The organism is Streptomyces sp. NPDC023541 (assembly GCF_055559995.1).
Genome location: NZ_JBVHJO010000002.1, coordinates 400,579 through 420,553, shown reverse-complemented (window position 1 = coordinate 420,553; position 19,975 = coordinate 400,579). Strand labels below are relative to the sequence as shown.

Sequence of the window (19,975 nt, the reverse complement as noted above, 5' to 3'; positions counted from 1 at the left end):
CCAGGGGCGTTCTTCGTACTGGTTGTCGCGGGACGGCCTGCGGCGGATGCTGGGGGTACGGGACGGAGCAGAGGAGGCCTCCATGGCTGCCCACACCTTCCACAGGCCGCGTGCGTCCCAGACGCCCCCACCCGCGTCCCACGCGCCGTACGTGCCTCATGCGTCGTACGGGTGCACCGAGCCCCATGAGCATTACGCGCCCTACGTGGCCCACGAGCCGTACGAGACGAGCGTGCCCCCGGACCCGCACCCCATCGGGCGGCGCGTGCAGCGCGCCCTGCATCCCGTCAATGCCCGGCTCGACGAGCATCTGCCCGCAGATCACAAGCTCAGCCAGGTGTACCGGGTCGGGGCGGGGCTGACCGGCCTGCTGCTGGTGGTGTTCGGGATCCTCGGCCTCGTCGACCGGATCGGGTTCTTCGACACGGGCGGCGACACGGTGCTGGCGCTGAACACCAACGGCGCGCTGAGCGTCCTGTCGATCTGCATCGGCGGCCTCCTGATCGTCGGGATGGTGGTGGGCGGGACCTTCGCCTCGACGCTGAACATCGTGCTGGGCGTGCTGTTCATCGCGAGCGGGTTCGTGAACCTCGCCCTGCTCGACACGGAGCTGAACTTCCTGGCCTTCAAGATCCAGAACGTGCTGTTCAGCTTCGTCGTCGGCGTGATGCTGATGTGGTTCGGGATGTACGGGCGGGTGGGCAGCGCGCTGCCGCACGACAATCCGTACTGGCGGGCCCGCCACCCAGAGCAGGCGGCCCGGGAGGACCGGGCACGCGCCGCGCGCGGACGGCTCGTGCGGCCCGACACCGTCTAGAGCCGTAGCGGACGGGCGGCGGGCGCGCTTAGCCTGTGCGCATGCCTCGTTACGAATTCCGCTGCCGGACCTGCGACGACACCTTTGAGGTCAGCCGCCCCATGGCCGAGTCCTCCGCTCCCGCCGACTGCCCGGCCGGGCACGCCGACACCGTCAAGCTGCTGTCCGCCGTCGCCGTGGGCGGGTCGAGCAGCGCCCCCGCGCCCGCCCGTCCCATGGGCGGCGGAGGCGGCGGGGGCTGCTGCGGTGGCGGCGGCTGCGGCTGACCGCCGGCCCGGGCCGGCCCGAAGCCCGGACGCCGACACCCCGCCGCCATCCCGCCGCCTCTGCTGGGGCTACCGCTACCGCTTGCGCGAGAGCGTCAGGCCGTCCGAGATCGCCAGCAGGACGGAGTCCATGCGCGGGTCCGCCGCGACGTGGTCGTTGAAGGCGCGCACGCCCGCCGCCGAGCCGGTGGCCGACTCGTCGAGGACCGTGCCGTGGTACAGCGTGTTGTCGGTGACGATCAGTCCGCCGGTGCGGAGCCTCGGTACGAGCTCCTCCCAGTAGTCGATCTGACTCTCCTTGTCGGCGTCCACGTAGGCCATGTCGATGTGGGGCTCGGCGGGCATCGCGCGCAGGGTCTCCAGGGCCGGCGCGATGCGCAGCTCGATGCGGTCCGCGACGCCGGCCTCCTCCCAGGCCTCCCTGCCGTACGCCGTCCACTCCTCGGAGACGTCGCAGGCGATGAGGCGGCCGTCGGCGGGCAGTGCCTGGGCCATCGACAGGGCCGAGAAGCCGGTGAAGGTGCCCACCTCGACGATGAGCCGGGCGCCGGTCAGGCGGACGAGAAAGGCCAGCAGCGGCCCCTGCTCCTCCGCGGACTGCATTCCGGCGACGTCGGGGAACGTGGCGTACGTCCTCGCCACCAGCCCCCGCTGGACGGCGTCCAGCGGGGGGTTGTGGTCGAGCATGTACCGGTACAGCTCGTCCGTGATCTTCGTGCTGTTGCCTTTGCTCATGCGTCCAGTCTGCCGAGCCGCCCGGCCTCGCGGGCGAATGCGCGCACTATTTCCTCGCCGGCCAGGACGCCCGCCGCGGGCAGGGCCGTCACCGAGGGCGCCGTCCAGGCCGCGTCGGCCAGTTCGCCGTGGCCCGGGCGCCAGGCGGCGTCCGCGGCCAGCAGCAGGTCGGCGTCCAGGAGCGAGTCGCCGGCGGCCAGGGTCGTGGTCGCTCCGGTCCGGCGGGCGACCTCGTGCATCGCCGCGCTCTTGGTGAGCGGACGGGGAACGGCGTAGATCTTCCGGCCCTGGAGGGAGACCGTCCAGCCGCGGTCCCCGGCCCACTCGGTCAGGGACTTGAGCCATTCGTCGGGGACCAGGGCCCGTTCGACGACGAGATAGGCGAAGAGGTCCTCGGCGAGCCGCGCCTTGCGCAGCCACGCCGGGTCGGCGGCGGCCAGCAGGTGCGCGTGGACCTCCTCCAGCGGGGCGCACTCCTCGGCCAGGCGCGCCGCGACCTGCCGCCGCCAGTCGCGGTCCGGCACGCCGTCGACGAGGAGCTGCCCGCCGTTGGCGCAGATCGCGTACCGGGCGGGGCGGCCGGGGAAGCGGATGCGCTGGTACTGCTTGCGCGTGCGGGTGGTGGTGGGGACGAAGACGACGGACGGGTCCTCGGTGAGCTCCGCCAGCAGTGCCGCGGCCGTCTCCGTCATGTAGGACAGCGGCTTGCTCTCGTGGACCTCGACGCACAGCAGCCGCGGGGCCACCGGGTCGGGCATGGTCAGGCCGAGGGCGGCCGCCGAGTAGATGAGCGTGCGGTCGAGGTCACTGGCTACGAGGACGGTCACTTGGAGGCCACAGCCTTTCCGTCGGCGCCGGTGGCGCCGCGCGTGTATCGGGGGTGGATGAGGCCGACACAGGTGTAGGGCAGTCCGTCGACCTCCTCCACCGGGACCCCGCGCTGCTCGGCGAGCAGCCGTACGTGGTCCAGGTCGGCCCCGGCGCCGCGCTGCGCCAGGATCTTCCACGGCACCCGGCGCAGCAGTACGCGGGTGGTCTCGCCGACGCCGGGCTTGACGAGGTTCACGTCGTGGATGCCGTACTCCTCGCTGATCCGCTCGACCGCCGCCCAGCCCTCCCAGGTCGGCGTGCGGTCGGCCGCGAGGAGCTCCTTGACCTCCTCGTCGACGGCGTCCGCCACGTCGTCGAAGTGGGCGGCGACGGCGTCGACGAATTCGACGGAGACGTCGGATCCGGCGAGCTCGCGGTAGAACTTCGCGCCGTGGAAGTCGGCGGGTCCGACCAGGTCTGACCTGAGAACCGTACGCGAGATGAGACCGGAGACGGTGGAATTGAGACAGGCGGACGGGATCAGAAAGTCTTCCCGGGTGCCGTACGTGGGCACGCACGAGCCGGGGTCGGCGAGGACGACGATCTCCGGGTCGAAGCCCGGGAACTCCTCCAGGGCTGCCTTCAGCTCGCGGGTGATGGCGCCCTTGCCGGTCCAGCCGTCGACGAAGACGACGTCGGCGGGATCGTGGTGGGCGGCCAGCCAGCGCAGGGCGTTGGCGTCGATGCCGCGGCCGCGCACGATGGAGACGGCGTAGTGCGGTAGGTCCAGGCCGTGGCGGGCGCGGGCCCAGCGGCGCATCAGGACGCCGACGGGGGTGCCGGCGCGGGCCAGGGAGACCAGGACCGGGGAGGGGGAGCGCTCGGCGAGGACGGTCTCGGTGACCGTGCCGACGGCGCGGGCCACGCGGGCGGCCGAGGCGGCCAGCGCGCTGCGGTAGAGCTCCTGGTACTGGGGCGAGGGCTGGTACTCGACGGGCAGGGACTCGGCGTAGTGCGCGCCGCCGGCCTGGATGGCCTCCTCGCGCTCCTCGGTCGGGGCTTCGAGCCGGACGCCGGAGAGGTCCTGGAGCAGCCAGCCGACGTCCTCGGGGGCGTAGGAGGAGAAGGCGGGGCCGCGCAGGGGCTCGGTCATGATCGGCTCCTGCCGGTGGTCGGGCGTGCGGGAAGGTATGGACGCCAGGGAGGCGAGGGACGCCAGGGGCGGTGTGTAGGACGGGAGGACGGCCAGCACGATGCGGCCGGTGTGCGGGGCGAGGGCCGCGAGGAGTCCCGTGTACAGCTCGGGGGTGTCGCCGGCCGAGTCCACGACGGCGACGACGGTGTCGAAGCCGGCGCCGCCGGACGGGCGGGCGACGTTGTACGCGTATCGGTCGCCGGGACCGTCGGCGGGGGTGTCGTGTGCGGGGAAGACGAGCCGGGTGCGGATGGCGTAGCCGGGATCGTCCACGGCGAGCACCGGGGAGCGGGTGGTGGTGGAGAAGCGGACCTCGCGGGCCGCGCCGGCCTCCTCCAGCGCCTTCGCGAGGCGCAGCGGCGCGTACATCAGCTCCTCGTTGCCGAGTACGAGGACCCGTCCGGGCTCGGTGCCGAGCGCGGCCGTGAGCTGCGCGGCGAGGTCCGGCAGGGCGGCTTCCAGGCGCTGCCGGTGCGCGGGGGTGAAGCCGTGTCGGCCGCCGTCGGGCAGCCGGTGCGGCCAGTCCAGGTCGACCCGGACGACGGGCGACGGCACCTGCGCCGCCGGGGCGGGGGCGGTGACGGGAGCGGCGGTGGCGGTCTCGTACTCCTCCACCAGGGCCTGGCCCTTGGCCAGGACTCCGTCCGGGAGGGACACCGTGCCCGAGGCGAGGGCGATCAGGTCCACCCGCGCGCCCAGCTCGGCGGCGAAGGCCGTGAGCCGGTCGCGGTCGGCCGCAGAGCGCATGTCGACGAGGGCGACGACCACGTAGTGCGAGCGGGGGTGGCGGGAGTGCAGGTCGCGGATGGTGTTCAGGACCGTGTTGCCGGTGGAGAACTCGTCGTCGACGAGGACCAGCGGCCCGTCGCCCGCGAGCAGCTCGGGGTTCTCGGGCAGCAGCAGGTGGGAGGTGGCGTGCGAGTGCGCCTCCTCGAAGCCGCCGGCCGTCGCCACGCCGGGCACGGGCCGGCGGGTGGAGTGCAGGTAGGGGGCGGCGGCGAGGCCGTCGGCGACGCAGTGCCCCAGCCCGGTGGCGGTCTCGGCGTAGCCGAGGACCACGGCCGCGGCCGCGCCGTCCTCGCCGAGCAGCGCCCGGACGCGCGTCCCGAGGCCGTACCCGGCGGCGTACACCGTGCGCGGGGACTGCGGGACGTGCTTGCCCAGCACCTGCGAGACGAGCAGGTGCGCTCGCTTGGGGTTGCGCCGCAGGGCCAGCCCGAGCAGCTCCGTCAGCCGCGGGCTCAGCCGCTGGCCCGGCCGCGGACCCCTTTCGGAGTCGTGCAGGCCGACTCCCAGCCGGTCAGCGACCCACGTACCCGACCACACCTCGTCGATCGTCTTGTCCTTCCTCGTCGTCCGCTTCGGCACCGGCCCCCTCACACCTGGAGCCCGGCCGTGAGCAGGTCGACGAAGCCGACCTGCTCCTTCGCCACACCGAAGACCTCGGCGCGCAGCATGGTGCGCTCGGCCCAGGCCCGGTGGGGCTTCACCTCGTTCATTTTGTTCGTATAAGCGGAACGCATCACTCCGCCGCCGCCGCGCTCGGGCCGCAGGATGTCCTGAGCGTCGCAGAACTCCTCGTGGGAGACCACCGACAGGGCATGCACGGGCGTGACGTGGGCGGGGTGGATGCAGGTCTTGCCGAGCAGCCCGTTGGCCCGGTCGAGCTCGATCTCGCGCAGCAGTCCGTCCAGGTCGTGCTCGATCAGCGCGGTGCGCAGCTCCTCGACGCCCTCCTCCAGGAAGGGGCTGCGGCGCAGCTGGGGCTTGAAGAGGCGCTGCTGGCTGCGGAAGTACTCCCAGACGGGGCCGGTCACGGTGAAGCCGGTGCCGTCGGCCCTGCTGAGGACGTTGACGACGTCCGCGATGACGCCGGCCACGATCTTCACGTCGTAGGCGGTCATGTCGGGGGTGCGGCGCAGCCCGTAGGCGGAGCAGAAGTCGGTCACGCCGAGGCGCAGCGCCAGGACGCGCTCGCGGTGGCTGTTGACCGTGCGGGAGATGCCGGCGAGGGCTTCGACGCGGGTTTCGAGATGGAGGAGCTCCGGCGTCTCCAGGACGGGCATGGCATACAGCCGGGCCCGGCCGCTCGCGGCTTCCGCGTCGGCGACGGCTTCGAGGAAGGGGATGCCGCGTCGCTCGTCGAACTTCGGGAGTACGAATCCGGCCAGGTGTCGCACCGAGCGGCCGAGGCGGCGCGCCAGGTCCGGGATCTGCTCGGGCGTGCGGACGCGGATGAAGAGCATCGGGAGCCCCGCACCGTCCGCCGCACCGCCGGCGCTGTCGCCGTCGAGGTCGGCGAACTGGCGGACGAGGTTCTCCTCGGCTCCGACGACGTCGGAGTCGCTGATGGAATCCTCCAGGCAGAGGACCATGGAGACGACTCCGCGGCCGGCCTGCTTGCGGATGTCCGCGGCCAGCGCGGGGCGGGTGGCCGGGCTGTAGAGGGTGGCCCCGAGAGCCGCCGCGAGGACGCGGGCGGGCGAGGCCCCGGTGAATTCCGCCGGTTCCTGGTGGAAGAGGTCCTTACGGATCGTGGGCGATACGTGCCCAAAGTGACGCATGTGCTTCCCCCGTACTGCCTCGGCGGCCCAACTGGCATGGCCGGTAATAGTACGTACGAACGTGAGTCAAGAGTTCCTCAAGCACATGAAGTTCAGGTAACCCTCTTGCACCATGCCCAGCTCTCGCGATCGGTACAAGGCCCTACGGGGGGCCGCATTGTCCCGCTCCACCCCGGGAGGGCAGGATGACGTGCATGACGCACGCGATGCAGAAGGGCTCGAACATCCCGGTGGCCCCCGTGGCGGTCCGGGCGGTGCTGCGCTGGACCGGCGGTCCCGAGGTGCCGGACGTGGACGCCTCGGCGCTGCTCGTGGGCCCGGACGGCCGGGTGCGTTCGGACGAGGACTTCGTCTTCTACAACCAGCCCCGGCACCCCTCGGGCGCCGTGTGGCGCCTCGGCAAGAAGCAGGTCGGCGACGCGATCACCGACGCCGTCCAGGCGGACCTGCGGGCGGTCACCCCGGCCGTGGACCGGATCCTGGTGGTCGCCTCCGCCGAGGACGTCCCCTTCCAGCGGGTCCGCGACCTGCGGATCCTCCTGTACGACGCCACCGCGACCGGTGGCGCCGAGCCGCTGGCCTACTTCGACGTACGGCCGGAAACCGGTGCGGAGACGGCGCTGATCTGCGGCGAGCTGTACCGCCGGGGCGACGGATGGAAGTTCCGGGCGCTCGGCGAGGGCTACTCCGACGGCCTGGTGGGCCTGGCGACCGACCACGGGATCTCGGTCGACGAGAACGCCGCCGAGCCCGACGCGGGCACGGGCGCCGCCTCCGGCCCCGCTGCCTCCTCGGGGGGGCCGGCCTCGGAGCAGACCACCGCGATGGCCCCGCCGACGCAGGCTCCGCCGGCCGCCCAGCCCGCCTACGGGTACCCGCAGCCGGTGTCCCCGGCTCCGGTGCCCGGTCCGGGCGGCGACCCGTCCTTCCGGCTGCCGGTGCAGGGACCCCAGTTCATCCGGCGTTGAGGACGCGGGCGGGGCACGGGCACGTGCCCCGGGCGCGGGACCGGGCGCGCAAGCGTTCCGGGGGCTCCTGCGGTCACCTCTTGGTGCTCTTGTAGCCCCGCCCCCACTGGAGCCCCCAGCCGTACAGCCGGTCCAGTTCGGACTGGAACCCGTACACGAACTTCACCTCGCGCCTGACGACGAGCTCGCCCTTGGACTTCTCCAGGGAGACGACGGCGCAGGAGCGGGCCTGCGGGTGCCGCTCGTCCAGCGGGATCTCGATCCGCGGGCCCGTCACGGGGTAGAGCGTCACCATGGCGTGCGTCCGGTCGAAGGCCGGGGTCTGGTCGTAGATGTAGACGAAGACCAGCAGCCGCTTGATCTCGTCGGCGTGGTCGAGGTTGATGTAGAGGGTCTCCCCCGAGCCCGATCCGAACCGGTCGTCACCGCTGAGCTTGACGAACGGCGGGTCGTTGAGGTCGCCCAGCAGATTGCCCAGCGGCTGGACGGCGCCGCGGGTGCCGTCGGTCAGCTCGTACAGGCAGCCCATGTCGAGGTCGACGTTGACCATGCCCTGCGTGTGCGCCTGCACCATGTCCGGCTTGAACAGCTTGAACGGGTGGCGCAAGAGCTGGCCGCTCTGGCCCGAGCGGCCGCCGATGTCCGAGGTGCGCATGCGCCAGGACAGATTGACGCGCAGGTTGCCGTGGACGGCGCCCTGCCTGGTGAGCGACACCGTCGATTGGCGTTTGGTCAGCTCGATCGCGTTCGACGAGGCACTGCCCGACTGGAACTGCACGGCACGGCTGCCCATGATGCCGTCGAAGAAGCCCATCCCCTACCCCCCTGATCCCCTGGTCCCCTGGTCCCCGCGAAGCCTACGGAAACGGGGCGGCCCGCCGGGTCCGTGAACCCGGTGGACCGCCCCGCATTGGAGCGTTCCGCATTAACGCCGCGGTCATGCCTCGGCGGTGGAACCCTCCAGTTCCAGGCGCTTGTTGCGGCGCACCGAGGACCAGAAGGAGGCGGCGATCAGCACCACGCCGATGAGGCCGGTGATGATCTCGCTGATCTCGTGCTGGATGGTGACCAGCAGGATGACCGCGAGCGCGCCGATCGCGTAGTGCGCGCCGTGCTCCAGGTAGACGTAGTCGTCCAGGGTGCCCTGACGGACCAGGTAGACGGTGAGCGAACGGACGTACATCGCTCCGATACCGAGGCCGAGCGCCATCCAGAAGATGTGGTTGGTGATGGCGAAGGCGCCGATGACCCCGTCGAAGGAGAAGGAGGCGTCGAGGACTTCCAGGTAGAGGAAGAGGAAGAACGCGGCCTTGCCGGCGAGGCCGACGGCGGAGACGGGCTTGCCCGCGGCCTTGGCCTTCTCCTCCTCCTCGTGCTCGCGCTCCTCTTCCTCCTCCAGCTTGTCCTCGAAGTACGAGGACAGACCGCCGACGACGAGGTAGGTGATCAGGCCGGCGACGCCGGCGAGCAGCACGGTGGCGGACTTGTCCTGGTGTCCGGTGCTGGTGTGGGCGTTGAGCGCGAAGGTCATGGCAGAGACCAGCAGCGCGATCAGGGCGATGCAGACCGACAGCATGTCGACCTTGCCGAGCTTGGCGAGCGGGCGCTCCAGCCACGTGAGCCACTTGTGGTCACGCTCCTCGAAGATGAAGTCGAGGAAGATCATCAGCAGGAACATTCCACCGAAGGCGGCGATGGCCGGGTGGGCGTCGGTGACCAGGGCCTCGTACTGCTCGGGCTGGTCCAGGGCCAGTTCGATGGCTTCAATGGGGCCGACCTTCGCACTGATGGCGACGATCGCCACCGGGAAGACCAGCCGCATTCCGAAGACGGCGATCAGGATGCCGACGGTCAGGAAGATCTTCTGCCAGAAGGCATTCATCTTCTTCAGGATTCCGGCATTGACGACCGCGTTGTCGAACGACAGCGAGATTTCGAGGACCGACAGGATCAGCACGACCCCGAACGCCTCCCACCCCCACTGCCACGCGGCAAAGGCAAGGCCGAGCGCCGTGATGGCGAACGACCAGCCGAAGGTTTTCAGAACCACTGGCACCTGGCACCCCATGCGTCTGTGTACGGCTTTACGAAACGTTGACCCCGAAGTCTAGAGCGATGCCCCGGAGCCCTGACGCGTACCCCTGCCCCACCGCCCTGAACTTCCATTCGCCCCCGTACCGGTAGACCTCGCCGAAGATCATCGCGGTCTCGCTGGAAGCGTCCTCGGAGAGGTCGTAGCGGGCCAGTTCCTGGCCGTCGGCCTGGTTGACGACGCGGATGAAGGCGTTGCTGACCTGGCCGAAGCTCTGTCGGCGGGTGTCCGCCTCGTGGATGGAGACCGGAAAGACGATCTTGTCCACATTCGCCGGCACCCGGGTGAGGTCGATGATGATCGACTCGTCGTCGCCGTCGCCCTCGCCGGTGAGGTTGTCCCCCGTGTGTTCGACGGAGCCGTCGGGGCTCGTCAGGTTGTTGTAGAAGACGAAGTAGTCGTCCCCCAGCACCCGGCCGCCGTTGCAGAGCAGCGCGCTGGCGTCGAGGTCGAAGTCGGCTCCCGTGGTCGAGCGCGCGTCCCATCCGAGACCGATCAGAACCCTGGTGAGGTTCGGTGCGGCCTTGGACAGGGAGACATTGCCCCCCTTGGCGAGTGTGACGCCCATGTTGTGGTCCTCCCCGGACGACGGTGTGGCGATGTGACGGTCGAGCGGTCGAGCGGTGGAACGGTGGAATGGTCAAGCGGTGGGGTGCCGGAGCGTACGAAGCAGGTCCGGCGCCGTACACACAGTGCACGGCGCCGGACGGATGCTGCTCTCAGACTCAGACGTTGACGCCGAAGTCCTGCGCGATACCGCGCAGGCCCGAGGCGTAGCCCTGGCCGATGGCACGGAACTTCCACTCCGCACCGTTGCGGTAGAGCTCGCCGAAGACCATGGCGGTCTCGGTCGACGCGTCCTCGGAGAGGTCGTAGCGGGCGAGCTCGGTGTTGTCGGCCTGGTTCACCACGCGGATGTAGGCGTTGCGGACCTGGCCGAAGCTCTGCTGGCGGGTCTCGGCCTCGTAGATCGAGACCGGGAAGACGATCTTGGCGACGTCGCCCGGGACGCCGGCGAGGTTGACCTTGATCGCTTCGTCGTCGCCCTCGCCCTCACCGGTGGTGTTGTCACCGGTGTGCTCGACCGAGCCGTCGGGGCTCTTCAGGTTGTTGAAGAAGACGAAGTTCGCGTCGCTGGCGACCTTGCCCTGGTCGTTGGTCAGGATCGCGCTGGCATCGAGGTCGAAGTCGACACCGGTGGTGGTGCGAGCGTCCCAGCCCAGACCGACGATGACCGCCGTCAGGTTAGGCGCGGCCTTGGTCAGCGAGACGTTGCCGCCCTTGCTGAGGCTGACTCCCACGGGTCCTCCATTGGGTTCTGTGTGGGGCGGTGCCCCGTCGTGCGGTTGCTACCGGATCAACGTTTCGATCCTAGTGACGGGTTCCCGCCTGTAAGCGGTTTTCGCAGGGAACTGCGCGTAACGGCCCGCGCAGAGGCGCTCAGAGGCTGTCGAGCGCCTTGATGTACTCGTTCAGGTCACGCGCGTCCGGCAGTCCGTTGACGACGGTCCAGCGCACCACGCCGTCCTTGTCGATGATGAAGGTGCCGCGGACCGCGCAGCCCTTGTCCTCGTCGAAGACGCCGTACGCGCGGGAGGTCTCGCCGTGCGGCCAGAAGTCCGACAGCAGCGGGTACTCCAGGCCCTCCTGCTCCCCGAAGACCCGCAGGGTCGGCACGGAGTCGTTGGAGACGGCGAGGAGCTGGACGTCGTCGTTCTGGAAGCGCGGGAGCTGGTCGCGCAGTTCGCACAGCTCACCGGTGCACACACCGGTGAAGGCGAACGGGTAGAAGAGCAGCACCACGGCCTTCTCCCCCCGGAAGTCGGAGAGCCGCACGGTGGCGCCGTGGTTGTCCTTGAGCTCGAAGTCCGGGGCCTTGTCGCCGACCTCGATGGCCATCTCTCGCATCCCTTCGTTCCCGCATCCCTGCGTTGGGCTGTTCGGGTGAGTCAAAGCCTATGGGGTGTTCTGCCCGGCCCCCGGATCCGTCCCGGCGTGCCCGGGCCGTGAAACGCGCACACCCCGCCGACCGGGCTCTACCTGGTCGACGGGGTGTGGAAGCGTGTCCGCTCGGCAGCGGGCGCGGCTCAGCGCTTGGACTTGGCGGCGGTCTTGGGCGTCACCAGCTTGGTGGCGGCCCATTCCTTGCCGACGCTGACGCTCCTGGTCTGCGAGAGACCGGCCGTCTCGGCCGCCTCGCTGATGTCGCTGGCCTCGACGTAGCCGTCACGGCCCGTCTTGGGGGTCAGCAGCAGGATCAGTGCGCCGTCCTCGACCAGCTCGGTGGCATCGACCAGCGCGTCCGTCAGATCGCCGTCGTCCTCGCGGAACCACAGCAGCACCGCGTCGGCGACGTCGTCGTAGTCCTCATCGACGAGTTCGCCGACGTGCTCCTCGACGAGGTCACGGAATTCCTGATCGACGTCGTCGTCGTAGCCGATCTCCTGGACCACCTGTTCGGACTGGAAACCCAGCCGGGCGGCCAGGCTCTCCGCGTGGTCCGCGGTCGCGCTCACGGGGTGCCTCCTGCTCATGTTCGGTGAATGTTCTTCGGCGGCGCGCGTACGCGCAGCATTGGGCGTAGTCCACACGGGCGCGGCGGATCGCGCAAGTACCCGGCCGCCGAGACCGTCGAAACGGTGACGATTGCGGCCGTCTCGCCGCAACTTTCAGGGTGCCCGTGTGCACCTCTGGTGATTCATCCCACACCATTCCAGCTCATTCGCATCGCATGAGGACTTTCCTACCTGTTTGAGGGACGAACGGCCTCCCGGGGCCGCTGACCGGCTTGGGCGTAAGGTTGCGATTTGGTCGCACCCGCCACCCCGCACCGCGGAACCGGACCCGGCCGCACCTGCCGGGTGTCCCCGCCGATCGCAGGGATTACCCAGTGGTACGGATGACGATTACGGCCGAGCGTAAGACCATGGGAGGCGGCGAACACAAGGCACGACTCCCCCGACAGCGAAGGAACAGCGTGGCTTCCGCATCCGATCGCAATCCGATCATCATTGGCGGCCTGCCGAGTCAGGTCCCGGACTTCGATCCGGAGGAGACGCAGGAGTGGCTCGACTCCCTGGACGCAGCGGTCGACGAGCGGGGCCGTGAGCGGGCCCGCTACCTCATGCTGCGCCTGATCGAGCGGGCGCGCGAGAAGCGCGTGGCCGTGCCCGAGATGCGCAGCACGGACTACGTCAACACGATCGCAACCAAGGACGAGCCGTTCTTCCCCGGCAACGAGGAGATCGAGCGCAAGGTCCTCAACGCCACCCGGTGGAACGCGGCCGTCATGGTCTCGCGCGCCCAGCGTCCCGGGATCGGCGTCGGCGGCCACATCGCCACGTTCGCCTCGTCCGCATCCCTCTACGACGTGGGCTTCAACCACTTCTTCCGGGGCAAGGACGAGGGCGACGGCGGCGACCAGATCTTCTTCCAGGGCCACGCCTCCCCCGGTATCTACGCCCGCGCCTACCTCCTGGACCGGCTCACCGAGCAGCAGCTCGACGCGTTCCGCCAGGAGAAGTCGAAGGCCCCGTACGGCCTCTCCAGCTACCCGCACCCGCGGCTGATGCCGGACTTCTGGGAGTTCCCGACCGTCTCGATGGGCCTCGGCCCGCTCGGGGCGATCTACCAGGCGCGGATGAACCGGTACATGGAGGCGCGCGGGATCGCGGACACCTCCAAGTCCCACGTTTGGGCGTATCTGGGCGACGGCGAGATGGACGAGCCTGAGTCGCTCGGGCAGCTGTCGATCGCCGCCCGCGAGGGTCTGGACAACCTGACCTTCGTCGTGAACTGCAACCTGCAGCGCCTCGACGGCCCGGTGCGCGGCAACGGCAAGATCATCCAGGAGCTGGAGTCGCAGTTCCGGGGCGCCGGCTGGAACGTGATCAAGCTGATCTGGGACCGCTCCTGGGACCCGCTGCTGGCGCAGGACCGCGACGGGATCCTGGTCAACAAGATGAACTCCACGCCCGACGGGCAGTTCCAGACCTACGCCACCGAGTCGGGCGCGTACATCCGTGAGCACTTCTTCGGCGGTGACCAGCGGCTTCGCGCGATGGTCGAGAACATGACCGACTACCAGATCCAGCACCTGGGCCGCGGCGGTCACGACCACAAGAAGGTGTACGCGGCGTACGCGGCGGCCAAGGCGCACAAGGGCCAGCCGACGGTGATCCTGGCGCAGACGGTGAAGGGCTGGACGCTCGGCCCGAACTTCGAGGGCCGCAACGCCACGCACCAGATGAAGAAGCTGACGGTCGACGACCTCAAGCGCTTCCGTGACCGCCTGCACATCCCGATCACGGACGCGCAGCTGGAGAGCGGCGCGCCGCCGTACTACCACCCGGGCCGCAATTCGCCCGAGATCCAGTACATGCACGACCAGCGCAGTGCGCACGGCGGCTACGTCCCGACCCGCGTGGTGCGCGCCAAGCCGCTGCAGCTGCCGGACGAGAAGACCTACGCGGCCGCGAAGAAGGGCTCGGGCCACCAGTCGATCGCCACCACGATGGCCTTCGTCCGCATCCTGAAGGACCTGATGCGGGACAAGGAGATCGGCAAGCGCTTCGTGCTGATCGCGCCCGACGAGTACCGGACCTTCGGTATGGACGCCTTCTTCCCGAGCGCCAAGATCTACAACCCGCTGGGGCAGCAGTACGAGGCGGTCGACCGCGACCTGCTGCTCGCGTACAAGGAGTCCCCGACAGGCCAGATGCTGCACGACGGCATCTCCGAGGCGGGCTGCACGGCCTCGCTGATCGCCGCGGGCTCGGCGTACGCGACGCACGGCGAGCCGCTGATCCCGGTCTACGTCTTCTACTCGATGTTCGGTTTCCAGCGCACCGGTGACCAGTTCTGGCAGATGGCCGACCAGCTGGCGCGCGGTTTCGTACTGGGTGCCACCGCGGGACGGACCACCCTCACGGGTGAGGGCCTGCAGCACGCGGACGGTCACTCCCAGCTGCTGGCCTCGACGAACCCGGGCTGTGTGGCCTACGACCCGGCCTACGGGTACGAGATCGCGCACATCGTCCAGGACGGCCTGCGCCGGATGTACGGTCCCGAGGCCGAGGACGTCTTCTACTACCTGACCGTCTACAACGAGCCGATCCAGCACCCGGCGGAGCCGGCGGACGTCGACGTGGACGGCATCCTCAAGGGCATCCACCGGGTCTCCCAGGGCGCGTCGGGCTCCATCCCGGCCCAGCTGATGGCGTCCGGTGTGGCCGTGCCGTGGGCGCTGGAGGCGCAGCGGATCCTCGCCGAGGAGTGGAACGTCAGGGCGGACGTCTGGTCGGCGACCTCGTGGAACGAGCTGCGGCGCGAGGCCGTCGAGGTGGAGGAGCACAACCTGCTCCACCCTGAGGAGGAGCAGCAGGTCCCGTACGTGACGCGGAAGCTGTCGGGTGCGGAGGGGCCGTTCGTGGCGGTCTCGGACTGGATGCGCTCCGTTCCGGACCAGATCTCGCGGTGGGTGCCCGGCGCGTACACCTCGCTGGGCGCGGACGGCTTCGGCTTCGCGGACACGCGCGGTGCGGCCCGGCGCTTCTTCCACATCGACGCCCAGTCGGTGGTGCTTGCGACGCTGACCGAGCTGGCCAAGGCGGGGAAGGTGGACCGCTCGGCGCTGAAGCAGGCCGTCGACAAGTACCGGCTGCTGGACGTGGCGGCGGCGGACCCGGGCGCGGCCGGCGGCGACGCCTGACCCCTGCCGGGGCCCGACGGACGGGGTGGGGCGCGGGCCGGTCGAGCCCGGGCCTCACCCCGCCCGCCCGCTGCCGACGGCTGGACGCCGCGTGGGCGGTCTTGGGCGCAGGTCCCGGCTCCGGCCGGGGCCCGCGCCCTTTTATGCGTTGCTTACGATGCTGCGCATGAAGGAACCATCCCGCCAGCTGCTGTGGGAGCGGCGGACCCAGACCCCGCTGCTCGTCCTCGCCGTGGCCTTCGCAGTGGCGTACGCCGTGCCCATCGTCGCTCCGGACGCGAGCGCGCGGGTGCACGGCGCCTGCACCTCCGTGGAGTGGGTGGTGTGGGGCGCCTTCGCCGTCGACTACCTGGTGCGGCTGGCCCTCTCGGCGGACCGGCGGCGGTTCGTGCGGACCCACTGGCTGGACCTGGCGGCCGTGGTGCTGCCGCTGGTGCAGCCGCTGCGGCTGCTGCGGCTCGTCGCCACTTTGATGCTGGTGGGCCGGCGGGCCCGGATGGCCCCGCAGATCCAGTTGACGACGTACGTGGCCGGGGCGGTCGTCGGACTGCTGATGTTCGGCTCGCTGGCCGTGCTGAGCGTGGAGCGGGACGCCCCCGAGGGGAACATCAAGAACCTGGGCGACGCCGTGTGGTGGTCCTTCACCACGATGACGACGGTCGGCTACGGCGACCACTCGCCCACCACCGGCCTCGGCCGTGTCCTGGCGGTCGGGCTGATGCTGTCCGGGATCGCGCTGCTCGGTGTGGTGACCGCCAACATCGCCGCGTGGTTCATCTCCCGCTTCGAACGCGACGACCAGGCGGAGCGGCTCCAGCTCGCCGCGATCCGGGAGCTCCAGGCGGAGGTACGGGCGCTGCGCGGCGAGGTCGCCCGCCTGGGCGGCGCCGCGGAAACGGCCACCGCCCCGGCAGCCATCGCCCAGGTGACCACTGCCGGGCCGGGCGACCTCGCCGCGCAGCGTGGGGCTACCTCTCCCACACCTTGAAGGCCCGTACCTGGTAAGGGGACTGGGGCAGCCAGACCCCGTCGCCCGGATAGGTCTGGAACTCGCCGGTCTCCGCGCATTCCGCCGACTGGTACGTGGTGACCGGGCGCCCGGTGCGGTTGACCAGCGACTGGGCGCTGGTGCCGGCGGGCAGGGCGGTGCAGCTGTTGATGTCCAGGGTGCTCAGCTCGTGGGTCTGCCGGGTGCCCTTGAAGTCCGGTTTCGCCCACAGGCACAGCTGTCCGCTCGCGCAGGCCCCGAGGCCCGGCGGGCCCGCGGCGTGCGCCGTGCCGGCGGTGCTCGGGATGAGGGCGGTGAGGGCCAGGGCGGTCGCGGCGAGGGTGGTGGTGACGCGCATGGTTCCACACGTACGCATGACGGGTCAACTCCTTGTGGACGGCGGGCGCCCGGACCGCTTCCGGTGCTCCGCCGACACCACGCTGACCTGCGGTGACGGTTGAGGGGAAGGGGCCCGGGGAGGGTCCACCCTGATAGGCGACAGTCCCGGTGGAACCGTCCGGCGGGCCTTTCGCCCCGTGCGGAGTTGACCCGTCCGGGGCCTGCTCGGAAGCCCGCGCCCGCCCCCGTGGAGCTGCGGGCGCTCCCCGTGGCCGACCCGAACGTGTCATGCGCGACCCGCCGTTCGCGTGCGGCCGTGCCTGCCGGCCGTTCGCAAAACGGCTCAACGGATCGGCCGCGGCGCCATCGGGCACGGGTAATCTGACCGCCCACCCGGCGTCAGGAAGGAGCCCCGCGGTGACGATCGACAAGCGGACGGCGCCGGCGGCGCCGGTGGGCGGACTGCGCGAACGCAAGAAGCTGCGCACGCGGAGCGCGCTGCTGCGCGCCTCGCTCGCGCTCTTCGTCTCCCAGGGGTACGAGCGCACCACCGTCGACGAGATCACGGCGGCCGTGGCGGTGTCCCAGCGCACCTTCTTCCGCTACTTCGCCAACAAGGAAGAGGTCGTCTTCGCCGTCCAGGACCTGGTGGAATCGCATTTCGTCGCCGAACTGCAGGCCCGGCCGGCGGCCGAGGGGCCCCTGGAAGCGATGCGGGGCGCCGTGCTCGCGGTGTGGGACACCGTCGACGACGCCCTGCGCGAGGTGGTCCCGGTCGACCTCTACATGCGCAGCTACCGTCTGATCGAGTCCACGCCGGCCCTGCTCGCCGTACACCTGCGGCGTTCCACGTGCCTGGAGGAGCGGATCTCCCGGCTGATCGCCGCCCGCGAGGGCCTGGACGTGGACGCCGACCCGCGGCCCCGGGTGGCGGTCGCCGCGTTCTTCGGCGTGATGAGGGTCACGGGGCGGCTCTGGGGACGGGGCGACGACACCAGCGTGGAGGCGATCCGCCGGCTGACGGACACTTACCTCGACGGCATCGGCCCAGCTCTGGCGGGGCGCTGGCACTGAGCCACTCCCGAAACGCGCATTCCGGATCTTTCACCCAGGCCCCGGCGGCCGCCCGTTCGCCCCGCCCGGGGTCCCACGGTCGGGCGTGAACCCCGTCACCCGGCGCGCCACGCCCGGAATCGGTCTCCTACGCTGATCCCAGTGAATCTGCCCGGCCTCGCCCACACCACCGTTCCAGGCGCCGACCCGCGCCCGGCCGCCCTGCGCGCCCTGCTCGCGCTGGCGGTCGTCTTCATCATGCTGGCGACCACGGGCTGGACGGCCGTGCACCGGCCGAAGGGTGGCCCGCCGCTGCGGGCCGCGGCCCTCGACGCCTGGTCCAAGGCCCGCTTGGACGGCCGTCCGGTGCCGCCGGCGGACGCCCCCGTGCGGACGGTGGCGCGTTTCTTCGCCGGCCTCGACGGCGCGCAGCGGGCCCGACTCGCCGACGGCTACCCGCTCGTCGTGGGCAACCTCGACGGGGCGCCGATCGCCACCCGCTACCGGGCCAACCAACACGGCCTGGAGAAGGCCCGCCCGGTGGAGGAGGCCCGCAGTCGCGACGTCGCGCTGACCCCGGCCGATCGGGCAGAGGCCACCCGGCGCTCCCACCGCTTCGCCTCGCTGGCCGAACCGGGGCGGCAGATCCTCGCGTTCGACCCCACCGGCGGCGGTCGGGTGGCCGAGGTCTTCGGCGACCTCGCCGGCGCCGAGCGGGTCTCGGTGATCGTTCCCGGCGTGGACACCGACCTCCTCACCTTCGAGCGCACCCAGCGCCGGCTGACCTCCCCGGTCGGCATGGCCGAGGCGCTGCACACGGCCGAGCGGGCGGCCGCGCCGAACAGCCGGACGGCGGTCATCGCCTGGGCCGGCTACACCGCCCCCACCGGGGTCGGCATGGACGCCGCCACGGGCCGGATGGCCTTCGACGGCGCCGTCCGGCTGAAGGCGCTGACGGTCTCCCTCCCCGGGAATTCGAGCGTGGCGCTGTTCTGCCACAGCTACGGGTCGGTGGTGTGCGGGGTGGCCGCGCACGAGCTGCCGAACCGGGTGACGGACGTGGTGGTGGCGGGCAGCCCCGGCATGCGGGCGGAGAACGTCGCGGGCCTGCGCACCTCGGCACGGGTCTGGGCGACGCGGGACGAGGGCGACTGGATCGCGGACGTGCCGCACCTGGAGGTCGGCGGGCTGGGCCACGGCGCCGATCCGGTATCCCCGGACTTCGGCGCGCGGCTGCTGTCCTCGGCCAGGGCCAAGAGCCACACCGGCTATTTCGCGCCAGGTACGGACTCGGTGGCCAACTTCGCCAAGATCGGAACCGGCGCGTTCGCTTCCGTTGTGTGCGCGACCGGCGACGACACGTGTCGGCAGGGAATTTCCGGGACAGAGCGGGACTGACGCGCGTAGAGGCGCGGAAAACGGCTCCCGCCTCGAGGGGGACGCGCGGGGGCGGCGCCCTCTACCATGTGGCGCATGGGTGACGTACTGGCCGGAAACCATGCCGTCTGGGAGTTCGACTCGGACTCGGTGCTCATCCGCTTCGCTCGGGGGATGCGAACGCCAAGACTGTGGCAAGCGCTGGGTTCGCGCCGGATCCCCCTGGAAGCGGTGTCCGCTGTGACCGTGACCGCCGGAAGGCGGGACACGGTGGTCCTGCGCGCCGTGCCGCGGCCGGGCGCCGACCCGCTGATGGAGGCCGCCGCCGGACAGCTGAAGGACGCCTGCGACCCGTACCGGATGGTGCTGCCGGGCGAGCGGGCGACGTCGGCCGCCGCGTTCGCCGCCGCCCTGCGCTCCCGGCTCGGGTCCGACGCCGCCGAGCCCGCCCCGCGCTTCCTGGTCGACGTCCCGCAGCCGCCGCTCCAGCTGAAGGCGTACGACGCACGGGTGGGCTTCGACGGCTCGTCGGTCGGCTTCCACTGGTCACGCACCGGTGCCACCGGCACGAAGTGGAAGGCGGGCGACCAGCAGTACCCGCTGGCCGAGCTCACCGGCGTCGAGTGGCGCTCCCCCGGCGGAACCGGCGGTCACCTGCGCCTGCTGCTGCGGGAACCCCAGCAGACCCCGCCCGACCCCCGCCCGGACCACGATCTCGCGACGGCCGTCTTCAGCGTCGGCTACGGGGCGGTCCACGAGTCGCTGCCGTTCGCCGCGGCCGTCCTCGCCGCCACGCGCAGCCGCACCCCGGTCGCCGCCGCACGGGGCCGCTCCGGCGACGAGCGGCTGCGGCACCTGAGCGAGCTCTACTCGGCCGGCCTGCTGACCGACGGCGAGTACGCCACCCTGCGGAACCGTTTCACCGCCGAGTCCCGCTAAACGGCCCGGTCCCCAACCCGCCCGACAAAGGCGCCCGTTGACATGTGACGCGGCGTTCAGCACACGGTCTGAACCAGCCTGGTCCTGGCCGCCCTCGCCCTCTGGGGTGCCTTCGCGGTGCT

Annotated in this window: 19 protein-coding genes; 8 read left to right on the top strand and 11 right to left on the bottom strand. The window is 71.0% G+C overall.

The window, feature by feature from the left end:
- The first annotated feature begins 82 nt into the window (after window positions 1-82).
- Window positions 83-817 carry a DUF4383 domain-containing protein gene (locus tag ACZ3X1_RS05955; protein ID WP_390074757.1) on the top strand — a complete coding sequence of 245 codons (735 nt, stop codon included), beginning with the start codon at window positions 83-85 and terminating at the stop codon, window positions 815-817.
- Window positions 818-858: 41 nt separating this feature from the next.
- On the top strand, window positions 859-1,083 hold the full coding sequence (locus tag ACZ3X1_RS05950; protein ID WP_356810339.1) for an FmdB family zinc ribbon protein: 225 nt from the start codon (window positions 859-861) through the stop codon (window positions 1,081-1,083).
- 75 nt (window positions 1,084-1,158) lie between these two features.
- Here ACZ3X1_RS05950 and ACZ3X1_RS05945 read toward each other — a convergent pair whose 3' ends face one another.
- The 4 genes from ACZ3X1_RS05945 to ACZ3X1_RS05930 are packed head-to-tail and all read right to left on the bottom strand — an operon-like array spanning window position 1,159 to window position 6,387.
- Window positions 1,159-1,818 (bottom strand): O-methyltransferase, encoded by a 660-nt coding sequence (locus tag ACZ3X1_RS05945; RefSeq protein ID WP_356810340.1) that lies wholly within the window; start codon window positions 1,816-1,818, stop codon window positions 1,159-1,161.
- Window positions 1,815-2,645, bottom strand: coding sequence for an HAD family hydrolase (locus tag ACZ3X1_RS05940; protein ID WP_467277045.1), 831 nt, complete (start codon window positions 2,643-2,645; stop codon window positions 1,815-1,817). The genes ACZ3X1_RS05945 and ACZ3X1_RS05940 overlap by 4 nt, the downstream gene beginning before the upstream one ends.
- Window positions 2,642-5,191 (bottom strand): phosphoribosyltransferase, encoded by a 2,550-nt coding sequence (locus ACZ3X1_RS05935; RefSeq protein WP_467277043.1) that lies wholly within the window; start codon window positions 5,189-5,191, stop codon window positions 2,642-2,644. Before ACZ3X1_RS05935 ends, ACZ3X1_RS05940 begins: the two co-directional genes overlap by 4 nt.
- An 8-nt stretch (window positions 5,192-5,199) precedes the next feature.
- Window positions 5,200-6,387 carry an HpcH/HpaI aldolase/citrate lyase family protein gene (locus ACZ3X1_RS05930; RefSeq protein ID WP_356810342.1) on the bottom strand — a complete coding sequence of 396 codons (1,188 nt, stop codon included), beginning with the start codon at window positions 6,385-6,387 and terminating at the stop codon, window positions 5,200-5,202.
- A 194-nt stretch (window positions 6,388-6,581) separates the two neighbouring features.
- Here ACZ3X1_RS05930 and ACZ3X1_RS05925 point away from each other — a divergent pair, with 194 nt between their 5' ends.
- A complete protein-coding gene (locus ACZ3X1_RS05925; protein ID WP_356810343.1) occupies window positions 6,582-7,355 on the top strand; it encodes a TerD family protein in 774 nt (257 codons plus the stop codon).
- 73 nt (window positions 7,356-7,428) lie between these two features.
- Here the strand turns inward: ACZ3X1_RS05925 and ACZ3X1_RS05920 are convergent, their stop codons facing one another.
- The 6 genes from ACZ3X1_RS05920 to ACZ3X1_RS05895 form a co-directional block, all read right to left on the bottom strand.
- Entirely contained in the window at window positions 7,429-8,169 is a 741-nt protein-coding gene (locus tag ACZ3X1_RS05920) for a TerD family protein (protein ID WP_467277040.1), read from the bottom strand.
- 123 nt (window positions 8,170-8,292) lie between these two features.
- Window positions 8,293-9,405, bottom strand: a complete 1,113-nt coding sequence (locus ACZ3X1_RS05915) for a DUF475 domain-containing protein (protein ID WP_362627699.1) — start codon at window positions 9,403-9,405, stop codon at window positions 8,293-8,295.
- Window positions 9,406-9,439: 34 nt separating this feature from the next.
- Complete coding sequence (locus ACZ3X1_RS05910) at window positions 9,440-10,015, bottom strand: TerD family protein (protein WP_030657020.1); 576 nt, start codon at window positions 10,013-10,015, stop codon at window positions 9,440-9,442.
- Between the two features lie 157 nt (window positions 10,016-10,172).
- On the bottom strand, window positions 10,173-10,748 hold the full coding sequence (locus ACZ3X1_RS05905) for a TerD family protein (protein ID WP_030657021.1): 576 nt from the start codon (window positions 10,746-10,748) through the stop codon (window positions 10,173-10,175).
- 139 nt (window positions 10,749-10,887) lie between these two features.
- The gene (locus tag ACZ3X1_RS05900; protein WP_030819487.1) at window positions 10,888-11,346 is read right to left on the bottom strand and encodes a peroxiredoxin; all 459 of its coding nucleotides are present in this window, start codon (window positions 11,344-11,346) and stop codon (window positions 10,888-10,890) included.
- Window positions 11,347-11,534: 188 nt separating this feature from the next.
- Complete coding sequence (locus ACZ3X1_RS05895) at window positions 11,535-11,963, bottom strand: DUF3052 domain-containing protein (RefSeq protein ID WP_030819485.1); 429 nt, start codon at window positions 11,961-11,963, stop codon at window positions 11,535-11,537.
- A gap of 461 nt (window positions 11,964-12,424) precedes the next feature.
- On the opposite strand from ACZ3X1_RS05895, the gene aceE reads away from it, so the two are divergent.
- The gene (aceE, locus tag ACZ3X1_RS05890) at window positions 12,425-15,157 is read left to right on the top strand and encodes a pyruvate dehydrogenase (acetyl-transferring), homodimeric type (RefSeq protein ID WP_356810346.1); all 2,733 of its coding nucleotides are present in this window, start codon (window positions 12,425-12,427) and stop codon (window positions 15,155-15,157) included.
- A 166-nt stretch (window positions 15,158-15,323) separates the two neighbouring features.
- Window positions 15,324-16,145 carry a potassium channel family protein gene (locus tag ACZ3X1_RS05885; RefSeq protein WP_467277034.1) on the top strand — a complete coding sequence of 274 codons (822 nt, stop codon included), beginning with the start codon at window positions 15,324-15,326 and terminating at the stop codon, window positions 16,143-16,145.
- On the opposite strand, the gene ACZ3X1_RS05880 is transcribed toward ACZ3X1_RS05885, so the two are convergent.
- Window positions 16,126-16,521, bottom strand: a complete 396-nt coding sequence (locus tag ACZ3X1_RS05880) for a peptidase inhibitor family I36 protein (RefSeq protein WP_467277032.1) — start codon at window positions 16,519-16,521, stop codon at window positions 16,126-16,128. The genes ACZ3X1_RS05885 and ACZ3X1_RS05880 overlap by 20 nt on opposite strands.
- Window positions 16,522-16,901: 380 nt before the next feature.
- On the opposite strand from ACZ3X1_RS05880, the gene ACZ3X1_RS05875 reads away from it, so the two are divergent.
- From ACZ3X1_RS05875 to ACZ3X1_RS05865, 3 genes are all read left to right on the top strand, one after another.
- Complete coding sequence (locus ACZ3X1_RS05875; RefSeq protein ID WP_362627545.1) at window positions 16,902-17,558, top strand: TetR/AcrR family transcriptional regulator; 657 nt, start codon at window positions 16,902-16,904, stop codon at window positions 17,556-17,558.
- Window positions 17,559-17,795: 237 nt separating this feature from the next.
- Window positions 17,796-18,935, top strand: coding sequence for an alpha/beta hydrolase (locus tag ACZ3X1_RS05870; protein ID WP_467277584.1), 1,140 nt, complete (start codon window positions 17,796-17,798; stop codon window positions 18,933-18,935).
- Between the two features lie 75 nt (window positions 18,936-19,010).
- A complete protein-coding gene (locus ACZ3X1_RS05865; protein ID WP_467277030.1) occupies window positions 19,011-19,853 on the top strand; it encodes a DUF4429 domain-containing protein in 843 nt (280 codons plus the stop codon).
- Window positions 19,854-19,975 lie beyond the last annotated feature (122 nt).